This is a genomic window from Streptomyces sp. GB4-14 (assembly GCF_022696125.1).
In the GTDB taxonomy this organism is placed as follows: domain Bacteria; phylum Actinomycetota; class Actinomycetes; order Streptomycetales; family Streptomycetaceae; genus Streptomyces; species Streptomyces werraensis.
In genome coordinates, this window is the sequence record NZ_RZHO01000002.1 from 4134196 (window position 1) to 4155956 (window position 21761).

The window sequence follows — 21761 nt, forward strand, 5'->3', positions numbered from 1 at the left end:
GGCCAAAAGCCGACGGGCTCCTCGTGGAACGAGGAGCCCGTCGTGTCGGTGCGCCGCCAGGGACTCGAACCCCGGACCCGCTGATTAAGAGTCAGCTGCTCTAACCAACTGAGCTAGCGGCGCCTGCTGACGGAAGAACTCTACAGGACCCCGGAAGCTGCTCGTGACCACCCCGGCCCGCCGCCCGCCACCCGGGGCGTCCGGAGGAGGGGCGCTTTACATCATTCGGACCGTCAAAGTGCGCGCCCGGATGACCGTTGCGACACTGACGCTCGTGCGCAGATGCGGAGAAACGTTCCGGGAATGTGAGGGAAGTCGCATGGGGTCTCCGGTGTGCGAGGAATGCGGTCCCGCCGGAGACCACGCGTCCCCCGGACGAGCGGGTGAACGGCGGGAGCGGCCGCTTCCCCGCGCGGGGCGGCCGCGGCGCTCCCTGGCGCACCGCGCCGCCCTCGTGGTGGCCGCGGTCGCGTCCGCCGCGTTCGGCGCGCACCCGGTCCCCGCGGTCGCCGCCCAGGACACCCGGGTCTCCGCGGGCCAGGGCGTCCCCGCAGATCAGGGAAGCGGCGGGCAGGGCGCGCCGGGTCCCCTGTTCGGCTCCGACGGGCGCACGGGTCCCGCGCTGCCGCCCGGGACGGTCCCCGCGATCAGCCGGACGGACATCGTCAGGCGGGCCGCCTCCTGGGTCAGCCAGAAGGTGCCCTACAGCGTGTCCTCCTACTGGTCCGACGGATACCGGCAGGACTGCTCGGGCTATGTGTCGATGGCCTGGAAACTGCCCGGCAACGAATGGACGGGAAGCCTCGCGCAATACGCCGAGAAAATCACCAAGGCGGAACTCCAGCCGGGTGACATCCTCCTGTTCCACAATGCGTCCGACCCGTACAACGGTTCGCACGTCGTCATTTTCGGCGGGTGGGCGAACTCCGCCCGCACCCAGTACGTCGCCTACGAGCAGACCCCGCCGCACACCCGCAAGATGACGACGCCGTACGCCTACTGGAACAACTCGGCGCGCTATGTGCCGTACCGCTACAAGGGCGTGACCGACGGAACCGCGGGAGCCGCCCCGGAGACCGCCGCGCCCGTCCTGCCCACGCCTTCGGCCGAGCCGCAGGTGGCGGATTCCCCACCCGTCACCGAGGGCGCGGACGCCGTCGTGGCGGGCGGCGGGACGCCGGTGCCCGCCGTGCCCGACGGACCGCGCGGGACGGACGCCGGGGAGGGGGCGGCCGGTGTGGCGCCGGTGCGGCGGGGCGCCGCCGCGGACGGTGCTCCCGGTCCGTCGGGCGGACGGTCCGGCGGATCCCTCGACGGCTCAAACGGAGGTTCCGCTTCTGCCCCGGTGGGCCTTCTCGCCGCGCCCGCCGCGCACGGGGTGCCGGGCCGGGAGCCGTTTCGCCCGGGTGCGGAGAACGAGCACGTCACCCGGCTGGGCCGGCAGCCGGTGGCGAAGGGATCCGGCCGGCACGGCACCCAGGGGACCGGCCCGCGCCGGGGCGATGAGGACCGGCGCGACGTGGCCGGCTTCCAGCGGGCCCAGGGCCTGCGGGGCGGGGCGGCGGACGGCGTCCCGAACCCGGAGACCTGGCAACGGCTCTTCGCCTGACCCGACCGGGGCGCCGGGCTTCCGCCCCCGCCCGAGTCCCTCGATGTGACGCATCTGGCGCGGAGGCTGGAGGCACGCATGACCACCACGACACCCCACATCCCCGAGCACGTCCCCGAGTCCGAGGGGCCCGACGACGGCTTCGCGGCCGCCCGCCCGGCCCGGCTGATCCACACCGAGTCCACCACCGAGATCCCCGTCCACCTGCTGTTCCGTGAGGAACCCTCGGCGCCTCCCGCGGAGGCGAAGCCGCGGCCCGCGGTCGTCGCCCACCGTCCCCTGCCCGAGAAGGAGGACCGGGACACCCGGGACATCGGGGTAAGGGCCCGCGCGTCCGCGCCCGGCGTCGACCCGGAGATCGTGGAGCGGCCCGCGCGGGTGCTGCCGGGGATCGCCGGGGTGTTCGCGGGGGTGTGCGGCGCCGCGGGCTGCGCGGTCACCGCGTGGTGGGCGGGAGTGCTGCCGCCGCTCGCGGCGGAGGCGTTCGGACCGTCCGCCGGGGCCGGCGGTCCCGGGCCCGCGCAGTGGGCGGCGTTCGCCGGGGCCGGGGCGCTCGGGCTGTTCGGCTTCGGCGGTCTGGCCCGCGGGCGGACCGGACGGGCCTGGGTGCTGGAACTGTTCGGCCGTTACCGGGGGACCGTGCGGGGGACCGGACTGCTGTGGGTGAACCCGCTGTTGCTGCGCCGCCGGGTCGACGTGCGGCTGCGGCACTGGCGCGGTGAGCCGCTCCCCGCGGCGGACCGGGGCGGGGTGGCGCTGCGGGTGTCGGTGCTGGTGGTGTGGCGGGTGCGGGACACCGCGCGGGCGACCCTGGGCGTCGAGGACCACGAGGGGTATCTGCGGGCGTGCGTGGAGGCGGCGCTGCTGCGGGTGCCGGTGGCCGCGCCGGGCGCCGGGCGGGGCGCGGTGCAGGCGACGCAGGACGCGCTGACCCGGCTGGTGGCGGCGGACGCCGGGCCGGTGGGGGTGGAGGTGTGCGCGGTGCGTCCGCTGCGGGTGGAGTACGCGCCGGAGGTGGCCGCCGCGATGCACCGGCGCCGGATCACGGCGCTGGACGCCCGGCACCGGGCGAGCGTGATCGGCGCGGTCGTGGACTCGGTGGAGGACACCGTGACCCGGCTGACCATGCGCGGCCTGGTGGACCTGGACGACTACGAGCGCCAGGTGCTGGTGAAGGACCTGACGGTGGCGTTCTACGCGGGGCGGGGTGAGACCGGGGTCTGAACGGAGGGCGACCGCGGAGGGAAACAACCCCCGCGATTGGTATGGACATGTTCAACAACCGTCCTTACCCTGAGACTTGGTCTAGACCTGCACCCCTGACAAACTCCCCCACGATCCAGGAGCGGCAGCATGCGTAAACGGACCAAGCTGTACGCGGCCGCGGTGGGACTGGCCACGACCGGAGCGCTCATGCTCTCCTCCGGCGGCGCCAGCGGCCACGGCTACACCGACCTGCCGGTCAGCAGGCAGAAGCTCTGCCAGAACGGCGGCGTCTCCAACTGCGGCGCCATCCAGTGGGAGCCGCAGAGCGTCGAGGGCCCGAAGGGCTTCCCGGCGGGCGGCCCCGCCGACGGCAAGCTCTGTTCGGCCGGCAACGCGTCCTTCGCCCCCCTCGACGCCCCGCGCACCCCGTCGGGCGGCGCCTGGCCCACCACCCGGGTGACCGGCGGCCAGGAGTACACCTTCCGGTGGCAGTTCACGGCGATGCACGCCACCACCGACTTCAAGTACTACGTCACCAAGCCGGGCTGGAACCAGAACCACAACCTGTCCCGGTCCGACCTCAACCTCACCCCGTTCCTGACCGTCCCCTACAACGGCCAGCGTCCGCCGCAGACCCTGTCGCACAGCGGCCGGCTGCCCACCGGGCTCAGCGGCCACCACGTGATCCTCGCGGTGTGGACGGTCCATGACACGGGCAACGCGTTCTACGCCTGCTCCGACGTGACCTTCTGACAGGTCCCCGGGCACGTCAAAGGGCCTCTCGCTCCCACGAGAGGCCCTTCTCGGTGCGCCGCCAGGGACTCGAACCCCGGACCCGCTGATTAAGAGTCAGCTGCTCTAACCAACTGAGCTAGCGGCGCATGACTCCCGCCGTCCGCTTCCGCGGTCGGCGACGGGAAAAATCATACCTGGTCCGAGAGGGTGCTCCCGACCACTCCCGCCGAGGCTCAGATCGCCAGCGACAGCAGCACCGGGGCGGCGTTGCGGTTGAGGGCGTCGGCGGCCCTGCGCAGCCGGTGGGCGTGGGCCAGCGGCAGGGACAGCGCCAGGCATCCCGCCGTGGACCCGGCGGTGAGCGGGACGGCCGCGCACACCGTGCCGACCGCGTACTCCTGGAGGTCCAGGACCGGAACCGTCGGCGGCTGCGCGGCGAGCTTCGACAGCAGCAGGCGGTCGCTGGTGATGGTGCGCGAGGTGAGCCGGGCCGGGCGGTGCCGGGCCAGGTGGTCGCGCCGGCCCTCGTGGTCCAGCTGGGTGAGCAGGCTCTTGCCGACCGCCGTGGCGTGCGCCGAGTAGCGGAAGTCCACCCACTCGTTCACCTTCGGGGTGGCCGGGGAGTCGGCGTACTGGGTGACCCGGACCTCGCCGTCGACGTACCGGCTGAGGTAGACGGCGGCGCCCACGGAGTCGCGCAGCCGTTCGAGGGTGTGCTGGAGCGTGTCCCGCAGGGCCTGCCGGTGTCCGTCGGCGGAGCCGAGCCGGACGAAGGCGGCCCCGGTGACGTAGGCGCCGTCGGCGATCTGCTCGACGTAGGCCTCGCGGCGCAGCATGCGCAGGAGGGTGGTCAGCCGCTCCGTGGCGATGCCGGTCTCGCGGGCCAGTTCGGTCTCGTTGATTCCTGTGCCGCGCCGCGCCACCGTCTCCAGGACGCGCAGCGCGTCCTGGACCGAGTGGTACGACGCGGTCGGCTCGTGCCTCAGCGCCACGGTTTCCCCCTGCGCTCGCTCGTAGGGCCGCAATCCGGTCAACGAATCCCCTCCACGATAGCCGTCAAAGACGTTGTCGAAGGCGGGGGTTGACAAGATTGCGGCCCTCTGAACTGCGGTGCCGACCCCCTGGCATATGCCAGGGGTATGACCCAGACCGTGGACCTCGGGTGATGCGCCGGGGCACGCTCCGTGACTACAGGACCGCGCTGAGGAATTCCCGCGTCCGGTCGTGCTCCGGCTCGTTGAAGATCTTCTCCGGCGAGCCCGCCTCGATGACCCGGCCCGAGTCGAACATCAGCACCTGGTCCGAGATGTCCCGGGCGAAGTTCATCTCGTGGGTCACGCACAGCATCGTGATGTCCGTGGAGCGGGCGATGTCCCGCAGCACGTCCAGCACGCCGGCCACCAGCTCCGGGTCCAGGGCCGAGGTGACCTCGTCCAGCAGCAGCACCTGCGGGCGCATCGCCAGCGCCCGGGCGATCGCCACCCGCTGCTGCTGGCCGCCGGAGAGCTGGGCCGGGTGCTTGTCGAGGTGGTCGCTCAGCCCGACCATCTCCAGCAGCTCCCGCGCCCGCTCCTCGGCGGCGTCCTTGGACATGCCGAGCACGGTGACCGGGGCCTCGGTGATGTTCCGCAGCACGGTCATGTTCGGGAACAGGTTGAACTGCTGGAAGACCATGCCGATCTTCTTGCGGACCTCGCGGACCTGCTTCTCCGGCGCCGGGAACAGCTGCTGCCCGTCGACGGTGATGACGCCCTCGTCGGGCTTCAGCAGGGTCATCAGCAGTCGCAGGATCGTGGTCTTGCCGGACCCGGACGGACCGATCAGCGTCACGTGCTTGCCGGCGTCGACCGAGAAGTCCAGGTTGTCCAGGACCGTGTGGTCCCCGAACCGCTTGGTGACCCGCTCCAGCCGGATCAGCTCACCGGTCGCGCGCGGGGTCCCGGGCTTCTCTTCGAAGGGGGCGTGGGTGTCAGTGGACAAGGCGTCGCTCCAGGGCTCGCAGGGCAAGGGAGGCCAGGTAGGAGATGACGATGAAGGCCACGCCGATCACCGTCAGGGGCTCGGTGAACTGGAAGTTCTGCTGGGCGAACAGCCGGGCCTGGCCGAGCATCTCCAGGACGGTGATGGCCATCAGCAGGGGCGTGTCCTTCAGCATCGAGATGACGTAGTTGCCGAGCGCGGGCACCACCCGGCGCACGGCCTGCGGCAGGATCACCACGGTCCACGTCCGGCGCAGCGGCAGGTTCAGCGCCGTCGCCGCCTCCCACTGGCCCGCCGGCACGGCCTCGATACCGGCGCGGTAGACCTGCATCGTGTACGTCGAGTAGTGCAGCCCGATGGCGAAGACGCCGGTGGTCATCGCCGAGAAGGTGATCCCCCACTCGGGCAGCACGTAGAAGAGGAAGAACAGCTGCACCAGCAGCGGGGTGTTGCGGACGAACTCCGTGAGGCCGCCGACCGGCCAGGTCACCCAGCGCGTCGGCGCCCGCATCAGCAGCGCCCACACCAGGCCCAGCGCGAAGGAGATCAGCGAACCGAACACCAGGATCTGCAGGGTGACCCACAGACCGTCCCAGAAGTACGGCATGAAGTCGGCGACCGCGCCCCAGTCCCACGTCACGAGACACCACTTCCCTCGGGCACGCGCACGGCGGCGGCCTTCTTCCTCGGCGCCTTGCCGACGCCCGCCTTCAGCTTCTTCTCCAGCCCGCGCATCGACCGGGTGAGCAGGAAGGCGATGGCGAAGTAGATGAGCAGGACGTACGTGTAGATCTCCGCGCTCTCCTGCAGCGCCAGGCGGACCAGGTTGGCGCTGAACGCCAGGTCGCCCATGCCCATGACCGACACCAGGGCGGTGCCCTTGAGCAGCTCGATCAGCAGGTTGGAGAACGGCGGGATCATCTCGGGCACCGCCTGCGGCAGCAGGATGAGCCTCATCCGCTGCCAGGGCGTGAAGCTGAGGGCGATGCCGCCCTCACGCTGGGCCGGGTCGACCGCGGCGAGGGCGCCGCGCACGATCTCCGAGCCGTACGCCCCGTAGGTCAGGCCGAGTGCCAGGGTGCCCGCCCACAGCGGCACGAGCTGCCAGCCGAAGGCCGGCGGCAGCACGAAGAACACCCAGAAGATCATCACCAGCGCGGAGGTGCCGCGGAACACCTCGGTGTAGAAGCCCGCGAGGAAGCGGACGATCCACAGCCGGTGGGTGCGCGCGATGCCGACCACGAACGACACGGCGGTGGCGAGCAGCGCGCTGAGCACGAGCAGCTGGATCGTGACCCAGACGCCTTCGAGTACGCGTTCCCAGAGTCCTGAGGTCATCCGCCGCACAGCTCCTTCGCGGTCAGATCGGTCATCTCGTCCTCGGTGAACCCGAACGGCCTGAGGATGCGCAGCAGCTCGCCGCTCTTCTTGAGCTTCGCCAGCTCCACGTTGAAGGCGTCCCGCAGCTCGGTCTCCGTCGGCCGGAACGCGAACGCGCCGCCGTCGACGTGCGGCTCGCCCCCGACGAGGGGCTTGAACGGCTCGGTGGCCTCGGCCTTGCTCGACTTCTTGACCACCTCACGGGTGGTGAGCGCGGTACCGGCGAAGACGTCGACACGTCCGGCCTCGACGGCGTTCAGGCCGGCCACCTGATCGGGGACGATCAGGATGTCGCTCTCCTTGTAGCCGGCCTCCACGGCGTACGCGATCTCCGCGTAGCCGGTGCCGGTGGCGAACTTCGCCTTCTTCTCGACCACGTCCTGGTAGTCGCGCAGCCCCAGCGGGTTGCCCTTGCGGACGATGAACGAGTCGAGCATCTGGTAGTCGGGGTCGGAGAAGATGACCTGCTCACAGCGCTCGGGGTTCACGTACATGCCCGCGGCCACGACGTCGAACTGCTGGGAGTTCAGCCCGGGTATGAGCGAGCCGAACTCGGTGGGCACGGGCTGCACCCGGTCCACCCCCAGCCGTTTGAAGATGACCTTGGCCAGCTCGGGCGCCTCGCCGGTCAGCTCACCGTCCTTGTCGATGTAGCCGAACGGGATCTCACCGGCGATGCCCAGCCGGACCACGCCCGCCGCCCTCAGCCGCTCGAGCAGGTCGCCGCCGTCCGTCGTGGAGGCGGTCGGCACGCGGGAACACCCCGCCGCGCCCAGCGCGCCGAGCGCCGCGACCCCCGCGAGCAGCGACCGACGCGAGGGCCCGGAGGTCCCTGTGATTCGTCTCAGTGGGTGAAGTGGTGGAGCCATGGCGGCGCCGCTACCCGAAGCGATGCGAGTTATTCCGGCCAGTTTCGGCCCGTCCGGCCGTGGGAGCGGTCTCGACCGGCACGGGACCACGGTGCACGGCCGGCCGATTCCTCGAGATCTCCCTGGTCGGGCGCGAGGTGTCCGGCATCGCGCGGCTGCTCGACGACCGTGCCCCGATCAGCTGTGAAGCCGTCCGGAAATCTCTCCCGCTGTCCGGCGGCGTCCCACGAGGTCCACGCCCTCTCGGTCACCGTCGAGGAGGAGGCGGGACCTCACATACCGCTCATCTCGGCCAACCAGGTGAGCATGTGGGCGGCGTTGCGCCGATGGGGTACCCGGGCGGTGGGACCGTGTCGGGCGCCGATCGACGCGTCCGCACGCTCCGGGACCGTCACGCCGGGCCGGACGCCGGCCGTGCTGCCCGGCCGGGCGGCGCCCGGTCCCGTACTGCCGGAAGCGCCAGGAGAGAAGCAGCAGGAAGGCTGGACATGACCGCACTGGGATTCCTCTACCCCGGCCACTTCGCGGAGGACGACTATCCGCGCATCGAGCAGTTGCTGGGCAGCGACGTCCGCCTGGACCTGGTGCACACCGACATCGGCGAGGACGCGCACCGGGTGGACGTGCTGCGCGAGATGGGCTCGCCCGAACGACTGGCGGCCGGACTGCAGGAACTGCGGCTCTCCGGCGCGGAGGCCGTGGTGTGGGCGTGCACCAGCGGCAGCTTCGTGCACGGCTGGGAGGGCGCCCACGAGCAGGTGCGGGGCCTCGCGCTCGCCGCGGGCATGCCCGCCTCCTCCACCTCCTTCGCCTTCGTGCACGCGATCCGGGAGATCGAGGTACGCCGGGTCGCCGTCGGCGCGACCTACCCCGACGACGTCGCCCGGCTCTTCGCCGACTTCCTGCGGGCCGGGGGAGCGGAGGTCACCGGGGTGCGCAGCTCGGGGACCACCGTCACGGCCGCCGAGGTCGGCGCCTGGGGCGAACGGGAGCTGTTCGCGCTGGCCCGCGCGGCCGACTCCCCGGACGCGGAGGCGCTGCTCCTGCCGGACACCGCCCTGCACACCGTGGCCCACATCCCGGCACTGGAGAAGGAGCTGGGAAAGCCGGTCCTCACCGCCAACCAGGTCACGGCCTGGGAGGGCCTGCGCCTGGCCGACCGCCGCGTCAACGCGCCGGAACTGGGCGCGCTCTTCACCCGGGAGCCGGTCGTCCAGGTGTGACGGGAGATGCCGGTCCGGCACGGACGTGACGAACGCCACCTTCGCCGGCGTACGCCCTCCCGCGCGCCCGGAGCGCGTTCCCGTCGCCGTCTTTGTGCGCCCCGCGAGCTGGGTAGTCACCGGTCGGCGCGCCCGCGGACGCGGGGCCGGCCGGTCCCCGCGGGCCGGACGCCCTCTTGCGGGGGCGCGGGACAATGGACGGTGGCCCTCCGGCACCCGGAGGCCACCGCGACGTACGAAGGAGAAGTCATGGCGGAGCACACGCCGCGCCCGGACCAGCCGCGGCTGCGCCCCGCGCCCCTGCTGTTCGAGCCCGCGCAGGCGGCCTCGGACCCCGAGCATTTCTTCGACCTGGAGTCGATCGAGGATCCGCGCGCGCTGCTGGAGCGGGCCACGGAGCTGACGCTCGCGTTCCGTGCCGCCGCGGACCGGGCGACGGAGTTCCAGGCGATGGCGGCGGCCCAGCTCGCCGACCCCCGGCGCTTCGACCGGCTGTCCACGGCGGACATCGCCGAGCGCGCCGAGTGGACCGAGGACTACGCGAAGAAGATGGTCGAGTTCGGCCGCGACCTGATGCGCGGCGGCGAGGGCCCGGGGCACGTCGACCCCGTGTGAGCCGCGCCGGCGCCCCGGTCCTCCGGCCCGTCGAACGGGTGTGGCATATGCCGGACGACAGGGTACGCGCCCGGCCGGGTCGCCGTCCCGGATTCCGGCAACTCTGCGGAACCGTTCCCTCACGGCACGTAGAAATATCTGTATGAGCAGCACACCGAATGTCTCCGACGTCAGCGGTGTCACCCCGGACGGAGCCGCCTGGCTCGCCTCGGCCGGCGCCGCCCCGCGCGGCGCCCGCACCCTCTGGGGCGAGCGGCCGGACGCTCCGGTGGTCCTGCCCTGCGGCGTCGTCTTCGACGTGGTGAGCGTGCCCGCGATCTTCGGGCGCCGGATGCTGGACCGTCTGTGGGAGGAGGGGCCGGGCTCGGGTCCCGTCGCGGAGTACCGGGGCCGGATGCTGCTGTTCGGCGCCGTGGGCACGGCCCAGCGGCTGCCCGCCCTGCTGAAGTGGGAGGAGTGGGGCGCCCACGGCAGCCGCACGGACGGCGTCCCGCCCCTGCTGTGTCACGGCGCCGGCGACGCGGTGACCGTCCCCGCCCCGTCCGGACCCGCCCGCCCCGACGCGGGACCCCCGGCCCGCTGGCTGGTCGCCCCCGACAGCCGGAGCCCCTGGCTGCCGGGCCCGGAGGTACTGCTCTGGGCGGCGGTCCGGGCGGCCCGTGCCGCCGTGCGGATATCGATTTTTCCTCCCGCCGATCGTGGTGCTAATGTCTACGACGTCAGCAGGCGCCGCTAGCTCAGTTGGTTAGAGCAGCTGACTCTTAATCAGCGGGTCCGGGGTTCGAGTCCCTGGCGGCGCACGACACGTGGAAGGCCTCTCGCGCAAGCGGGGGGCCTTCTGCGCGTGGGTCACGCGTCCGGTCAGGACGCCCGGGCCGCGCGGTCGCCGGTGGTGATCTTGACCGTCCAGGCGCCGGAGGGCGTGCGGCCCTCCACGTCGACGCGGACCGACTCGCCGGGGACCGTGAAGCTCTCGCCGAGGGCGACCGGGGCGTCCGCAAGCGGGGGATAGACCGAGTCCTCCCAGCACCCCTCGGTGTGCGGGTGGGCGTCGATCACCTCGACGGGACCGCGTCCCGAGCGGGTGCCGCTGGACACGCGGTAGACCAGCACCCCCGGCCGGCAGGCCGCGCGGTCGTTGCCGACCGGGCCGCGCACCTCGAAGGCCAGCGCCGTGTCCGCGCCCGTGCGCACCACCGCCAGCTTGGTGCCGCGCCCGAGACCGAACGACGGCGCCCCGGCCGCGCCCGTCACCGGCGTGCCCGGCCCCGCCCCCAGCGGCTCCAGCGTCAGCCGCACCGGACCGCCCTCCTGCACGCACCGCACCTGCCGCGGCTCCAGCCAGCCCAGCTTCCACTTGTGCCAGCCGAACAGATCCGGGGCCAGCGCGAACTGGCTGCCCATCAGGTCCCAGTCCCCGACATGGGTGTCCCAGTCGCCCTTGCCGTCCACCGGCCGGTGGTACAGATCCGGCAGGTCGAAGACGTGCCCCGTCTCGTGCGCCAGCACCAGACGGTCCGGAGGATGGTTCTCGAACACGGTGACGACCCGCCGGATGTCGGCGCCGTCCGCCCGCATCGGCCGGTCCAGGTTGACCACCTTCGTGGCGTCCGAGTCCACCCCCGGCGCGTCCGGATCGGCGACGAGGTACACGATGTCGTAGGCCGAGTAGTCGACGTGCGGATCGGATGCGGCGAGCGCGTCCCGCAGGTAGGCCGCACGGTGCGCCACCGTCCAGTCGCGCTGTACGGCGTACGCCGTCGAGGGGCGCGGCATCCGGATCCACCGCTTCACCGGATGCGCCCGCAGGCTGAACTTCCCGTAGGAGGCCCGCTCGAAGAAGCGGCTGGTCATCGGGAAGTGGTCGGCGGCCAGCTCGTCCGGCGAGGTCAGCGGACGCGAGTCGGGGAACGACAGGAACACCATCACCGCGTCCAGCCGGCTGGTCGGACGCGGATAGGCCGCGTTCCAGGTGTCCAGCCCCTCCGAGTGGTGGGCGTCGGTCCGGGTGAGCACGCACGGCTCCGCCGAGAACGGCTCGGGACCGGACGGCACGCTCACCATGGACGTCGCGGCGAGCGCCGACATCGTCGTGCACATCGCCGCCGTGGTCCGCAGCCGGGGCCGGACACCCGAACGGCCCAGCCGCTGTCGCAGTGCCTCACGACCGAGTCCTCTCGGGGTGAGCTGACGCGGCACGGGGACCTCCGGGAGACGGTTCGCGGGACACCGCACCCAGAGTGGGATGATTTGTCGTACTGCGCCCTGTTCAACTGCACCGCTCGGGTGAGAACGGCGGCAGAACGGGCGGGACCGCGCGCACTGAGCACCGTCCGCACTCACAGAACGTCACAACTGGTCGGAGCCTCGGCAGAAGCCGTCCGTACCCGTGCAGAAACGATCTGGCAGAGATGCGGAACCGGCCCGGAGGCCGGACAGTGGCTGGAAGGGCCCGACGCGGGCCTCTATGATCGGCACACTTTCCGGATGCGGAAGGTGTTTTCCTGCACGACAGCGAGCGAGTGCACTGCGGGAGCGAGTGGTGAGCGGAACGTCCGAAGGGCCGACGCCCGCGACTGAGCTCAATCGGTCGGTCGTCACGGAGAGTGAGAACCCGGCGTCCCCGGGTGCCGGGTCCGCCGAGGCTGCCGAGCCGGTCGGTTCCGCCGGGTCCGCCTCCCCGCGGTCGCCCGCGCCCCCGTCCTACCGCTCCGTCTTCACCGCCGCCCCGCTCGCCATGGCCGTCGTCGACCGGGAGGGCATGGTCACCGGCGCCAACGCCGCCCTCGCCGACCTGCTGGGCCGCGACCAGGACGCCCTCACCGGCGCCGTCGCCGCCGACCTGGTCGACCTCGCCTCCGACGCCCGCACCTGGCACGCCTACCGCGAACTGCTGCGCGGCCGCCGCGCCCGGCTGCGCTGCACCCGCCGGCTGAAACACCCCGAGGGGCACGCCCTGTGGGTCCGGGTCACGGTCGCCCCGCTGCCTTCCGGCGACGGCGGCGTCCTGCTGTCCGTCGCCGACATCAGCGACCACCGCGCCCTCCAGGCCCGGCTCCGCCACCTCCGTATGCACGACCCGGTGACCCGGCTGCCCAACCGCACCCTGTTCTTCGAACGCCTGACCACCGCCCTGGAGGCGGAGTCGTACGCGGAGAGCGGCACCGGCCGGATCGGGCTCTGCTACCTCGACCTGGACGGCTTCAAGGCCGTCAACGACACCCTCGGCCACCGCGTCGGCGACCAGCTCCTCGCCGCCGTGGCCGACCGGCTCACGCGGTGCGCGCAGGACGCGGGCCGGGCCCGGGCCGGGATCCCGCTGGTCGCCCGGCTCGGCGGCGACGAGTTCGCCCTGCTCGTGGAGGACTCCACCGGCACCGAACAGCTCGCCGACCTCGCCGAGTCGCTGCTCGACGCGATCCAGGAGCCGTTCGACCTGTCCGGCCGCCGCCTGAAGGTGTCCGCCTCCATCGGCGTGGTCGAGCGGCACGCCGCCGGGACCACGCCCACCGCGCTGATGCAGGCCGCCGACACCACGCTGTACTGGGCGAAGGCCGACGGCAAGGCCCGCTGGACGCTGTTCGACCCGGAGCGCAACGCCTCACGCGTCACCCGGCAGGCCCTCGTCTCCTCCCTCCGCCCGGCCATCGACCGGGGCGAGTTCGCCCTGGAGTACCAGCCGCTGGTCGGCATGGACGACGACCGCGTGCACGGCGTGGAGGCCCTGATCCGCTGGCACCACCCGCGCTTCGGCACGCTCACGCCGAATCGGTTCATCTCCCTGGCGGAGGAGGACGGTTCGATCGTGCCGCTCGGCCGCTGGGTGCTGCGCACGGCCTGCAGGCAGGCGCGCGCCTGGCAGACGCAGCACCCGGACGAGCCGCCGATCTTCGTCAGCGTGAACGTGGCGGTCCGTCAGGTCTGGGACTCCGACCTGGTCGCCGACGTCGCCGAAACCCTGGAGGAGACCGGGCTGCCCCCGCACCTCCTCCAGCTGGAGCTGACCGAGTCCGCGGTGATGGGCTCCTCGGGCCGGCCGTTGCGGGCGCTCGAAGCCCTCAGCGACATGGGCGTGCGCATCGCCATCGACGACTTCGGCACCGGCTACTCCAACCTCGCCTACCTCAGCAGGCTGCCGGTGTCGGTGCTGAAGCTCGACGGCTCCTTCGTGCGCGGCTTCCAGATCGAGGACCGCGCCGCCAAGGCCAGCCCGGCGGACGAGGTCATCGTCGAGGCGATGGTGCAGCTCGCCCACCGGCTGGGGCTGACCGTCACCGCGGAGTGCGTGGAGACCTCCGCGCAGGCCACCCGGCTGCGCCGGATCGGCTGCGACACCGGCCAGGGCTGGCTGTACTCACGGCCCGTCCCGCCCGACCGCATCTCCGAACTGCTCGGCACACCCGGGGTTCAGGCGGGCGTCGGCAACCCGTAGGCGTCGGCGATCAGTTCGTACGACCGCACCCGGACGTCACCACCGTGCGCGTTGGCGGTGAGCATCAACTCGTCGGCGCCGGTGCGCTTCTGCAGGTCGTCCAGGCCTGCCCGGACCTCGTCCGCCGTGCCGTGGATGACGTTGGCGTTCCAGGACTCCACGAACTCCCGCTCCATCGGGCTGAAGTCGTACGCCTCCGCCTCCTCGGGCGTGGGCACGAGCCCCGGGCGTCCGGTGCGCAGCCGCACCATGTTCAGCGCGGCGGCCAGCACCTGGCGGCGCGCCTCCTTCTCGTCGTCGGCGGCGAGCGCGGCGACCCCGATCAGCGCGTAGGGCGCGTCCAGCACCTCGCTCGGCCGGAAGCTCTCCCGGTACAGGTCGAGGGCGGGGACGGTGTTCTGCGCGGAGAAGTGGTGCGCGAAGGCGAACGGCAGGCCGAGCACGCCGGCCAGCCGCGCGCTGAACCCGGAGGAGCCGAGCAGCCACACCGGCGGCCGGTGCGGGGACTGCACCCCGCCGGGCGAGGTGGCCTGCACAGGGCCGGGCACGGCGTGGATGCGCCGGTACGGGTGCCCGTCGGGGAAGTCGTCGTCCAGGAAGCGGGTGAGCTCGGCGAGCTGCTGCGGGAAGTCGTCGGCGCCCTCGTTCAGCCGGTCGGTGCGGCGCAGGGCGGCGGCCGTCGCCCCGTCGGTGCCGGGCGCCCGCCCCAGCCCCAGGTCGATCCGTCCCGGCGCCATGGCCTCCAGCGTGCCGAACTGCTCGGCGATCACGAGGGGCGCGTGGTTGGGCAGCATCACACCGCCCGACCCGAGCCGGATCCGCTCCGTGTACGCGGCCAGGTGCGCGAGGATCACGGCCGGCGAGGAGGAGACCACGCCCGGCATGGAGTGGTGCTCGGCCACCCAGTACCGGTGGAACCCGCGCGCCTCGGTGAGCTTCGCCAGCTCCACGCTGGTCCGCAACGCGTCGGACGCGGTCCGCCCGGCACCCACCGTGACCAGGTCGAGAACGGAGAGGGGAACGGGGGCGGTGCCGTGTGCCGTGCCCCTGATCTCGTCGCCTGCGGTCACGTGGGTGCCTCCTGTCGGACGTCTTCGCACTCGGTGCATGTGCGGTGGGGGGAACAGGGGGTGGTCCCCGGTTATTCCCCCGGCCCGCCCGGCACCGGCGCGCGCCGGACGCCGACGCGGCCCCCGTCCCGCCTCAGGGCCGCCAGGCCACCCGGTGCTCCGCCAGATGCGACAGCACCGCGTGGTTCGCCTCCCAGCCGTCCGGGAACTTCACCAGCGTCCCGAGCTGGACCGGTTCCGTGGACGGGTAGTCGTCCAGGAGGTCCGTCACGCCCTCGCGGCAGACGACGATGCACGCGTGGCGGTGGCGGGAGGCGAGGACGCAGAGGCGGCCCGTCTCCAGGTGGAACGCCGTCGCGTCGGGGCGGCCGGAGAGGGGGTGGAGGACGACCGTCACGTCGTACTCCCGGCCCTGGAGGCGGTTCGCCGTGTCGACGGTCACGTCGCTCACACCCAGGTCCGCCAGCGCCGAACGGATCGCCGCCGCCTGGTCGCGGTGGGCCGTGCCGACCGCGACGCGGTCCGCGGTGAGCAGCGTCGGGTCGGGGGAGCGCTCGGAGACCGCCGCGCCGCCCCGGTCCAGCAGCCGGCGCACCACGAGGGCGACCGCCCCCACCGCCTCCGGGTCGGTGCGCGGGGTGTGGCGGGCGGGCAGCTCCAGCAGGCCCCAGCCGGTCTCCGCCGCCTCGTCGATCACCCGGTCAGGGCCCGAGCCGTCCGACGGGACGGCGAGGGTCAGGGCGCGGTCGCCGTGGTCCGTGCCGCTGCGGAAGGGCGTGAACGGGTAGAACGCGTCCGACACCAGCGGCGCCGCCGAGGCGGGCAGCCGCCAGGACACCGGCAGCCGGTGCTGCGGCAGGTCGGGGTTGTGCGCGAGCAGCGTGGTCACCGCCGAGCCCGACGGGTCGTACGACAGGCCCGCCCACTGCTCGGCGCCCACGATGGAGAACGGGTCCAGCTGCCCCGGGTCGCCCACGAACAGCGCCCGCTCGAACAGCCCGGCCACCGCCAGCAGCGCGTCCGAGCGCATCTGGTACGCCTCGTCGACGATGGCGTGCTGCCACGGCTCCACGTTCTTCACGTGCGCCCACTTCGCCGCCGTCGACAGCACCACCGGCAGCCCGGCGAGGTCCGCCGCCTTCGCGGACGTGCGCACCTGGTCGAGGGCGTCCAGCGCCTTGTCGTACGGGTCGGTGTCGCTGCTGTGCAGGCGGCCCACCGGCAGGTCGGGGTTCTTCTCGGCGAGGCGCAGCACCAGGTCGTCCACCTGCGCGTTCGTCTGCGCGACCACCATCAGCGGGCGGCCCGCCTCGGCCAGTTCCAGCGCCGCGCGCACCACCAGCGTGGACTTGCCGGCGCCGGGCGGGGAGTCGACGACGACACCGCGCGCGGGGCCGTGGAGTGTGTCGTGGAGGATCGCGTCCGTGGCCCGGGCGGCCGCGGAGCCGGGGTCGAACACCGTCGCCTCGACAGGGGCGGTCACAACACGTCCTCCTCGGTCACCGGGTCGGCGGGCTCGGGGGCGGGGTCCTCACCGGGCGGCCCGCCGTGGGTCCACGGGGTCTCCTCCGGGTCGGGCAGCTTGGCGCCGCCGCGCGGCTCGTGCTCGAAGAGCGTGAAGCACAGCCGGTCGCCCTTCTCCGGCACCGAACCGGGCTCCGGCTCCTTGCCCCGGCCCATCTTGTCCATGATCCGCAGGACCAGCAGACCGTCCTCCGGCCCCGCCGCGTACTCCACGAACTCCGCCGTCTGCGGCTTCCCGCCCAGCGAGCGGTACACCTTCACACGCTCGCCCAGATGCGGCCGGTCGTCCGTGCGGACAGTGACCAGCGGGCGCGGGCTCGGCCGCTTGCTCTCGCTGTACGCCATCACCACGTCGACGACCTCCCCGGCGAACGCCTCCCCGGACAGCCGCCGGGCCGCCATCACCAGCGGGTCGTCGAGTGCCTCCTGTGCCTCCAGACGCGCCTGCTCCCGCTCGCGGGCCGCCAGCTTGTTCGCCGCCGTCACCGCGTCGTCGCGGCGCGGCTGCGGCGGCTCCCCGGCCGCCACCCGGTCGCGGTGGCTGGTGAACGACCAGCGGTCGCGCGTCCAGCGCTCCTCCACGCGGGCGCCCTCCGGCAGCTCCCGCAGCAGGTCCAGGCCCCGCCACACCGCGTCCCAGGTGGGCCGCGTACGGCTCTCCACCAGGGCGCGGATGTCCTGCTCGGCGGCGGTCAGCGCGCCCAGCCGGTCGTCGGCCTCCACACCGTCCTCGGCGGCGGCGAGCGCGGTGCGCGCGCGGTCGTAGCGCTCGATGGCCGGGGCGAGCAGCTTGTTGTCGAACGCCGGGTCGGTGGCCGGGCCCGCGGGCGGGCACACCAGCTGCCCGTCGTCGTCCCGCGCCAGCTCCGCCTCCTGGGCGGCCTCCGCGCCGGAGCGGCCCTCGGGCGGGTCGATCCAGGCGAGCAGCGCCCCCAGGTGCTGGTCCTCCAGCGTGGACTGGCCGGTCGCCCAGTGCCGGCCCAGCACGTCCGTCATGGCGAGCAGCAGGCAGGAGCCGGGCACCCGGGCCCGCTCCCCGAAGTGCGTCAGCCAGCGGCCGAGCAGCGGCACCCGGGGCGGCGCCGGGAACGGGGTCTCCGGGTCCTGCTCCGCGGTGCGCCGGAACCGCATCGACCGGCCGAGCAGGCGCACCAGGTCGACGCCGGCCCGGCTCGGCACGATCAACTGCGGCGCGTCCGCGCACAGCTCGACCTCGACCTTGACCCGCTTGCCCGTCTCCGGGTCGGTCTCCGAGCGCTCGGCCGCCTCCACGGCGTCCGCGAACCCGTCCACGTACGGCAGGACGACGTCCGCCAGCTCGGCGAGGAACGCGAACCGCAGCTCGCGGTCGCGCGGCTGCGGCACCACCAGCAGCCGCGGCGCGTCCCGGTCGGTCCCCACCAGCGCGCCGAGCGGGGCGCCCGCCTCACCGGCGGTGATGAGCGGCACGAACACCAGCGGCCGCTCGGACAGATGCCGGTGCCGGACGGTCGCGGCGGGCTGCGCGCGGCCGGTGTCGACCGCCTCGAGCCGGGCGAGGGTGGAGATCAGCGACACCCGGCCACCTCCCGCGCCCCTTCGGCGGCGGACGCGAGCGCCTCCGCGCGCAGGGCGGCGGCCCGGCGCAGCGCGGCGACCGCCGGGTCCTCGGGGTCGCCCGCCTCGCCGCGGGCCGCCGCCAGCACGTCCCCGACCGTCGTCAGACCGCCCAGCTCGGCCCGCACCGGGCGGCCCAGGGAGGTCACGGCGCCGGCCGCGCGGGACCGGTCACGGCAGTGGAAGGCCAGCTCGCACGCGGACAGGCACTCGGGCGCGTACGTCGCCGGGACCGACTCCACGGACCACTCGAGCTGCTCGGGCGGCAGCTCCGGGGCGAAGCACACGCCGTCGGGCAGCGTCCCGGCGATCTCCTCGATGCGGGTGAGCCGGGCCAGCTGGCGCGCGGTCACCGCGCGCTGCTTGCGCACGTCCACGGCGGAGGCGGTGGGCAGGTTGGAGAAGTCCTTCGGGCACACCAGCAGCACACGGTGACGCACCCGTGGCGGCGGGTCCAGCCGCTCGGCGACCCGCTCCAGCGCCAGCACGTACACCGCGGCCTGGCGGGCGGCCGCGCCGACCTTCGCCGGGTCGGCGGCCCCGTCCAGCATGGGGAACGACTTGATCTCTACGACCGTCCAGCTGCCGTCGGGGTGCACCACCACCGCGTCCGGCTCCAGGAACGCGGGGGAGCCCGCCACGTCGAGGGCGAGCATCGGGTGGTCGAGGAGCGTCCAGGCGCCCGGTTCCGCGGCGGCCTCGCGCAGCGCCTCCTCCGTGCGCCGCGTGCGGCCGTCGGAGTCCTGCGCGCCCAGGTCCGGCAGGCGCGCGCCCATGGGCGGCTCGGCCGTGCGGTCCAGCTTCTCGTGGGCGAGGCGCAGCAGCTCCGTGCCGCCGTCGGCCTTGACCTTGGCCTCGAAGGCGTTGCCCCGGACGAAGGCGAACTGCGACTGGCCGAAGACCGAGGGCGAGCCCAGCGCGCTCGCCAATGCGGCCTTGTCCACGCCGGCGCCGTCGAGGATCGCGCGCCGTCTGCAGCCCGGGTTGGCGGCGAGGGCGGCCAGCGCCCGGGCGTCCAGCGCCCTGGGCTTCACCTCGGGACCGCGCAGCTCAGCGAGCCGGTGCCGGAGCCCCTTCTCCGGCGTCCGTGGGGGAGGCACCCGGTTCGGCTCCGTACCGCGACTCGGGCTGCCGCTGCCGTGGAATTCGCTCACCCGCGGAAGTCTGGCATCCGTCACTGACAATCGCGGTATCCGGGCCGGACGAGACCGCGGGGACGGCCGTCGCACCGATCCGGAAGCGGGCCTTCACGACGTCCGCGTACCGCGTCACGTACGGGGCCAGCAGGTAGCCCGCGCCCATCACGGCGGCGCCCGCGAGCGCGTCGAGGAAGTAGTGGTTGGCGGTGCCCATCACCACGATCGTGGTGACCAGCGGGTAGACGACCGCGGCCGTCCTGGCCCAGCGCCCGCGCCCGTACTTCCAGAGGATCACGCCGCACCACAGCGCCCATCCCACGTGCAGGCTGGGCATCGCCGCGTACTGGTTGGTCATGCCGCCCAGACCGCGCGGGGCGCTCGCCTCGCCGCCCCACCAGCCCCACGAGCTGTAGTAGGCCATCGTGTCGACGAAGCCGTGGCTCGGGTCGAGCAGCCGGGGCGGGCAGGTGGGCAGCAGGGTGAAGCCGATCAGGCCGATGAACGTCGACGTCATCAGCCAGGTCCTGGCCGCCCGGTAGCGCACCGCGCGGGAGCGGAACAGCCACACGAGGAGCGCCGGGGTGACCAGGTAGTGCAGGGAGGCGTACCAGAAGTCGGCGGGTATGCCGATCCACGGTTCGCGGGTGAACAGGCGGTTCAGCGGGTGCTCGGCGTTGAGGTACAACGCCTTCTCGATCCGCAGCAGCGCCAGGCCGTGGTCGACGGCGTCGGAGACGTCGCCGCGGACGACGAGCCGTCCCGCGGAGTAGCAGGCGTACACGAGGAGGATGAGCGGCAGCTCCGTCCACCAGCGCATCCGGGTCGCCGGGACCGCCTCGGTGCCCGGTGTCTCGGCGTGCGGCATCCGATCGCTCCCCCTTCGTCCTCGTGCTGTCCTGGTCGGCGGCCAGCCACTCTACGGTGTGCGCGCGTCTTCCCGCGTACACGCCCTCGGAACCGGGAAGACGCGGAGATCGCCCCCCGGGTTGCCCTGGACCGGGGTGAGCGATGATGGACGGGTCCCGCCTGTGACATTCCCGGAAGGTTCCCCATGGCTCCGCGCATCCTGCTGGCCCGGCACGGACAGACGGCGTGGTCGCTGTCCGGAAAGCACACCGGCAGGACCGATGTGCCGTTGCTGGAGGAGGGCCGTCAGGGGGCGAAGCTGCTGGGCGAGCGCCTGCACCGGCAGCCCTACGACGGGCTGCCGGACGTCGAGGTGCGCACCAGCCCGCTGTCCCGCGCGCGGGAGACGTGCGAGCTGGCCGGCTTCGGCGACCGCGCCCGGCACTGGGACGCGCTCCTGGAGTGGGACTACGGCGCGTACGAGGGCATGACCCCGGCGGAGATCCAGGCGGTGCGGCCGGGCTGGCTCATCTGGCGGGACGGTGTCCCGGAGGGGGAGACGCTCGCGGAGGTGACGGCCCGCGCGGACGAAGTGGTCGCCTGGGCGCGTTCCGCCGACCGTGACGTGCTGGTCTTCGCCCACGGCCACATCCTGCGCTCCATCGGCGCCCGCTGGCTGGGCCTGCCGCTGGACTTCGCGGCCCGCATCCGTCTCAACCCGACGTCCCTGTCGGTCCTGGGCTGGGCGTACGGCGAGCCGGCCGTGGAGAGCTGGAACGACGTGGGGCACCTCGTCCCCTGACACCCACGCGCGCGTGGGTGTCAGGCGCGTGACGCGGCGGCGCCCGCCCTGAGCAACGACTCGACGCCGCTCAGAAAGGTCTCGCAGACCAGTTCGGGGTCGAAGAGGCAGCCGGCCGCCATTGCGCCGTCCCTGAGCATCACGAAGTGCCGTCCCGCCGCGTCGGCGGGCTCGAGTCCCGCGCGGCCGAGCAGCTCTGTGACGGTCCCCAGGAACCACTGCCGGTGCGCCAGCACGGCCCGGTGCACCGGGTGGCCAGGGTCGGGGTACTCCGCCACCGCGTTGAGGAACGCGCAGCCGCGGAAGCCGGGGGAGCGGATGCCGTCGGCGATGGCCCGCGCGACCGCCCGTACGTCGTCCTCCGGTGAGGCGTCGGGCGACTGCGCGCCGGTGATCTGCGCCCGTATGCCCTGGTCCGCCTGGTCGAGATAGGCGAGGACCAGTTCCTCCTTGCCCGAGAAGTGCCGGTACAGCGTGGCCCGGGTGACCTGGGCCTCCTCGATGACCCGGTCGACGCCCACGGAGTGGATCCCCTCGGCGTAGAAGATCTTCGTCGCCGTTCCGAGCAGCCGGGTCCGCGCCTCGGACGGCCTGCCGCTTCGTGTGCCCCGACTCATGGGTGCGAGCGTACCAAAAGTGCGAGGGAGAACGTTCGGTCTTGACGAGCGGGCCGCGACGGGTCTTCAATCAAGGGAGACCGAACGTTCTCCCTCGCCAGCTCCGCCCATCGAGAGG

At 73.2% G+C, this 21761-nt stretch carries 20 protein-coding genes and 3 tRNA genes; 9 read left to right on the plus strand and 14 right to left on the minus strand.

What is annotated here, in order from left to right; translation table 11 throughout:
- Window positions 1-49 precede the first annotated feature (49 nt).
- Window positions 50-123, minus strand: a tRNA-Lys gene (locus tag ELQ39_RS20215).
- A gap of 196 nt (window positions 124-319) precedes the next feature.
- Between ELQ39_RS20215 and ELQ39_RS20220 the strand changes: the two genes are divergently transcribed.
- The 3 genes from ELQ39_RS20220 (at window position 320) to ELQ39_RS20230 (ending at window position 3568) form a co-directional block, all read left to right on the plus strand.
- Window positions 320-1609, plus strand: coding sequence for a peptidoglycan-binding protein (locus tag ELQ39_RS20220; RefSeq protein WP_242593196.1), 1290 nt, complete (start codon window positions 320-322; stop codon window positions 1607-1609).
- 78 nt (window positions 1610-1687) lie between these two features.
- Entirely contained in the window at window positions 1688-2833 is a 1146-nt protein-coding gene (locus tag ELQ39_RS20225; protein WP_242593198.1) for an SPFH domain-containing protein, read from the plus strand.
- 129 nt (window positions 2834-2962) lie between these two features.
- Window positions 2963-3568 (plus strand): lytic polysaccharide monooxygenase auxiliary activity family 9 protein, encoded by a 606-nt coding sequence (locus ELQ39_RS20230; protein WP_093767176.1) that lies wholly within the window; start codon window positions 2963-2965, stop codon window positions 3566-3568.
- A 54-nt stretch (window positions 3569-3622) separates the two neighbouring features.
- On the opposite strand, the gene ELQ39_RS20235 is transcribed toward ELQ39_RS20230, so the two are convergent.
- The 6 genes from ELQ39_RS20235 to ehuB form a co-directional block, all read right to left on the minus strand.
- A tRNA-Lys gene (locus ELQ39_RS20235) sits at window positions 3623-3696 on the minus strand.
- Between the two features lie 87 nt (window positions 3697-3783).
- The gene (locus ELQ39_RS20240; RefSeq protein ID WP_190000789.1) at window positions 3784-4542 is read right to left on the minus strand and encodes an IclR family transcriptional regulator domain-containing protein; all 759 of its coding nucleotides are present in this window, start codon (window positions 4540-4542) and stop codon (window positions 3784-3786) included.
- Between the two features lie 196 nt (window positions 4543-4738).
- On the minus strand, window positions 4739-5530 hold the full coding sequence (gene ehuA, locus ELQ39_RS20245) for an ectoine/hydroxyectoine ABC transporter ATP-binding protein EhuA (protein WP_225627882.1): 792 nt from the start codon (window positions 5528-5530) through the stop codon (window positions 4739-4741).
- Window positions 5520-6170 carry an ectoine/hydroxyectoine ABC transporter permease subunit EhuD gene (ehuD, locus tag ELQ39_RS20250; RefSeq protein WP_225627881.1) on the minus strand — a complete coding sequence of 217 codons (651 nt, stop codon included), beginning with the start codon at window positions 6168-6170 and terminating at the stop codon, window positions 5520-5522. Before ehuD ends, ehuA begins: the two co-directional genes overlap by 11 nt.
- On the minus strand, window positions 6167-6868 hold the full coding sequence (gene ehuC, locus ELQ39_RS20255) for an ectoine/hydroxyectoine ABC transporter permease subunit EhuC (RefSeq protein ID WP_242593200.1): 702 nt from the start codon (window positions 6866-6868) through the stop codon (window positions 6167-6169). The genes ehuD and ehuC overlap by 4 nt, the downstream gene beginning before the upstream one ends.
- Complete coding sequence (gene ehuB / locus ELQ39_RS20260) at window positions 6865-7779, minus strand: ectoine/hydroxyectoine ABC transporter substrate-binding protein EhuB (protein ID WP_225627880.1); 915 nt, start codon at window positions 7777-7779, stop codon at window positions 6865-6867. The genes ehuC and ehuB overlap by 4 nt, the downstream gene beginning before the upstream one ends.
- 488 nt (window positions 7780-8267) lie before the next feature.
- Between ehuB and ELQ39_RS20270 the strand changes: the two genes are divergently transcribed.
- From ELQ39_RS20270 to ELQ39_RS20285, 4 genes are all read left to right on the plus strand, one after another.
- Window positions 8268-9002: a maleate cis-trans isomerase family protein gene (locus tag ELQ39_RS20270; protein WP_242593202.1), complete on the plus strand. Its 735-nt coding sequence runs from the start codon at window positions 8268-8270 to the stop codon at window positions 9000-9002.
- A 249-nt stretch (window positions 9003-9251) separates the two neighbouring features.
- Window positions 9252-9617 carry a hypothetical protein gene (locus tag ELQ39_RS20275; protein WP_189897930.1) on the plus strand — a complete coding sequence of 122 codons (366 nt, stop codon included), beginning with the start codon at window positions 9252-9254 and terminating at the stop codon, window positions 9615-9617.
- 142 nt (window positions 9618-9759) lie between these two features.
- Window positions 9760-10353, plus strand: a complete 594-nt coding sequence (locus ELQ39_RS20280; RefSeq protein ID WP_190000783.1) for a bifunctional DNA primase/polymerase — start codon at window positions 9760-9762, stop codon at window positions 10351-10353.
- Window positions 10344-10417, plus strand: a tRNA-Lys gene (locus ELQ39_RS20285). The genes ELQ39_RS20280 and ELQ39_RS20285 overlap by 10 nt, the downstream gene beginning before the upstream one ends.
- Window positions 10418-10478: 61 nt before the next feature.
- On the opposite strand, the gene ELQ39_RS20290 is transcribed toward ELQ39_RS20285, so the two are convergent.
- Complete coding sequence (locus tag ELQ39_RS20290; protein ID WP_242593204.1) at window positions 10479-11717, minus strand: M6 family metalloprotease domain-containing protein; 1239 nt, start codon at window positions 11715-11717, stop codon at window positions 10479-10481.
- Window positions 11718-12159: 442 nt separating this feature from the next.
- Between ELQ39_RS20290 and ELQ39_RS20295 the strand changes: the two genes are divergently transcribed.
- A complete protein-coding gene (locus tag ELQ39_RS20295) occupies window positions 12160-14049 on the plus strand; it encodes a putative bifunctional diguanylate cyclase/phosphodiesterase (protein WP_190000781.1) in 1890 nt (629 codons plus the stop codon).
- Here the strand turns inward: ELQ39_RS20295 and ELQ39_RS20300 are convergent.
- The 5 genes from ELQ39_RS20300 to ELQ39_RS20320 all read right to left on the minus strand — a co-directional run bounded on the left by ELQ39_RS20300 (window position 14025) and on the right by ELQ39_RS20320 (window position 20243).
- The gene (locus tag ELQ39_RS20300) at window positions 14025-15158 is read right to left on the minus strand and encodes an LLM class flavin-dependent oxidoreductase (protein WP_443334346.1); all 1134 of its coding nucleotides are present in this window, start codon (window positions 15156-15158) and stop codon (window positions 14025-14027) included. The genes ELQ39_RS20295 and ELQ39_RS20300 overlap by 25 nt on opposite strands.
- Window positions 15159-15252: 94 nt before the next feature.
- Window positions 15253-16602, minus strand: coding sequence for an AAA family ATPase (locus tag ELQ39_RS20305; RefSeq protein WP_242593207.1), 1350 nt, complete (start codon window positions 16600-16602; stop codon window positions 15253-15255).
- Complete coding sequence (locus ELQ39_RS20310) at window positions 16599-18200, minus strand: hypothetical protein (protein ID WP_242593209.1); 1602 nt, start codon at window positions 18198-18200, stop codon at window positions 16599-16601. The genes ELQ39_RS20305 and ELQ39_RS20310 overlap by 4 nt, the downstream gene beginning before the upstream one ends.
- Window positions 18191-19339, minus strand: coding sequence for a hypothetical protein (locus tag ELQ39_RS20315; RefSeq protein WP_225627875.1), 1149 nt, complete (start codon window positions 19337-19339; stop codon window positions 18191-18193). The genes ELQ39_RS20310 and ELQ39_RS20315 overlap by 10 nt, the downstream gene beginning before the upstream one ends.
- Entirely contained in the window at window positions 19290-20243 is a 954-nt protein-coding gene (locus tag ELQ39_RS20320; RefSeq protein ID WP_242593211.1) for a phosphatase PAP2 family protein, read from the minus strand. The genes ELQ39_RS20315 and ELQ39_RS20320 overlap by 50 nt, the downstream gene beginning before the upstream one ends.
- Before the next feature lie 186 nt (window positions 20244-20429).
- Between ELQ39_RS20320 and ELQ39_RS20325 the strand changes: the two genes are divergently transcribed.
- A complete protein-coding gene (locus ELQ39_RS20325) occupies window positions 20430-21026 on the plus strand; it encodes a histidine phosphatase family protein (protein ID WP_242593213.1) in 597 nt (198 codons plus the stop codon).
- 20 nt (window positions 21027-21046) lie between these two features.
- Here the strand turns inward: ELQ39_RS20325 and ELQ39_RS20330 are convergent, their stop codons facing one another.
- Window positions 21047-21643: a TetR/AcrR family transcriptional regulator gene (locus ELQ39_RS20330; RefSeq protein ID WP_242593215.1), complete on the minus strand. Its 597-nt coding sequence runs from the start codon at window positions 21641-21643 to the stop codon at window positions 21047-21049.
- Window positions 21644-21761 lie beyond the last annotated feature (118 nt).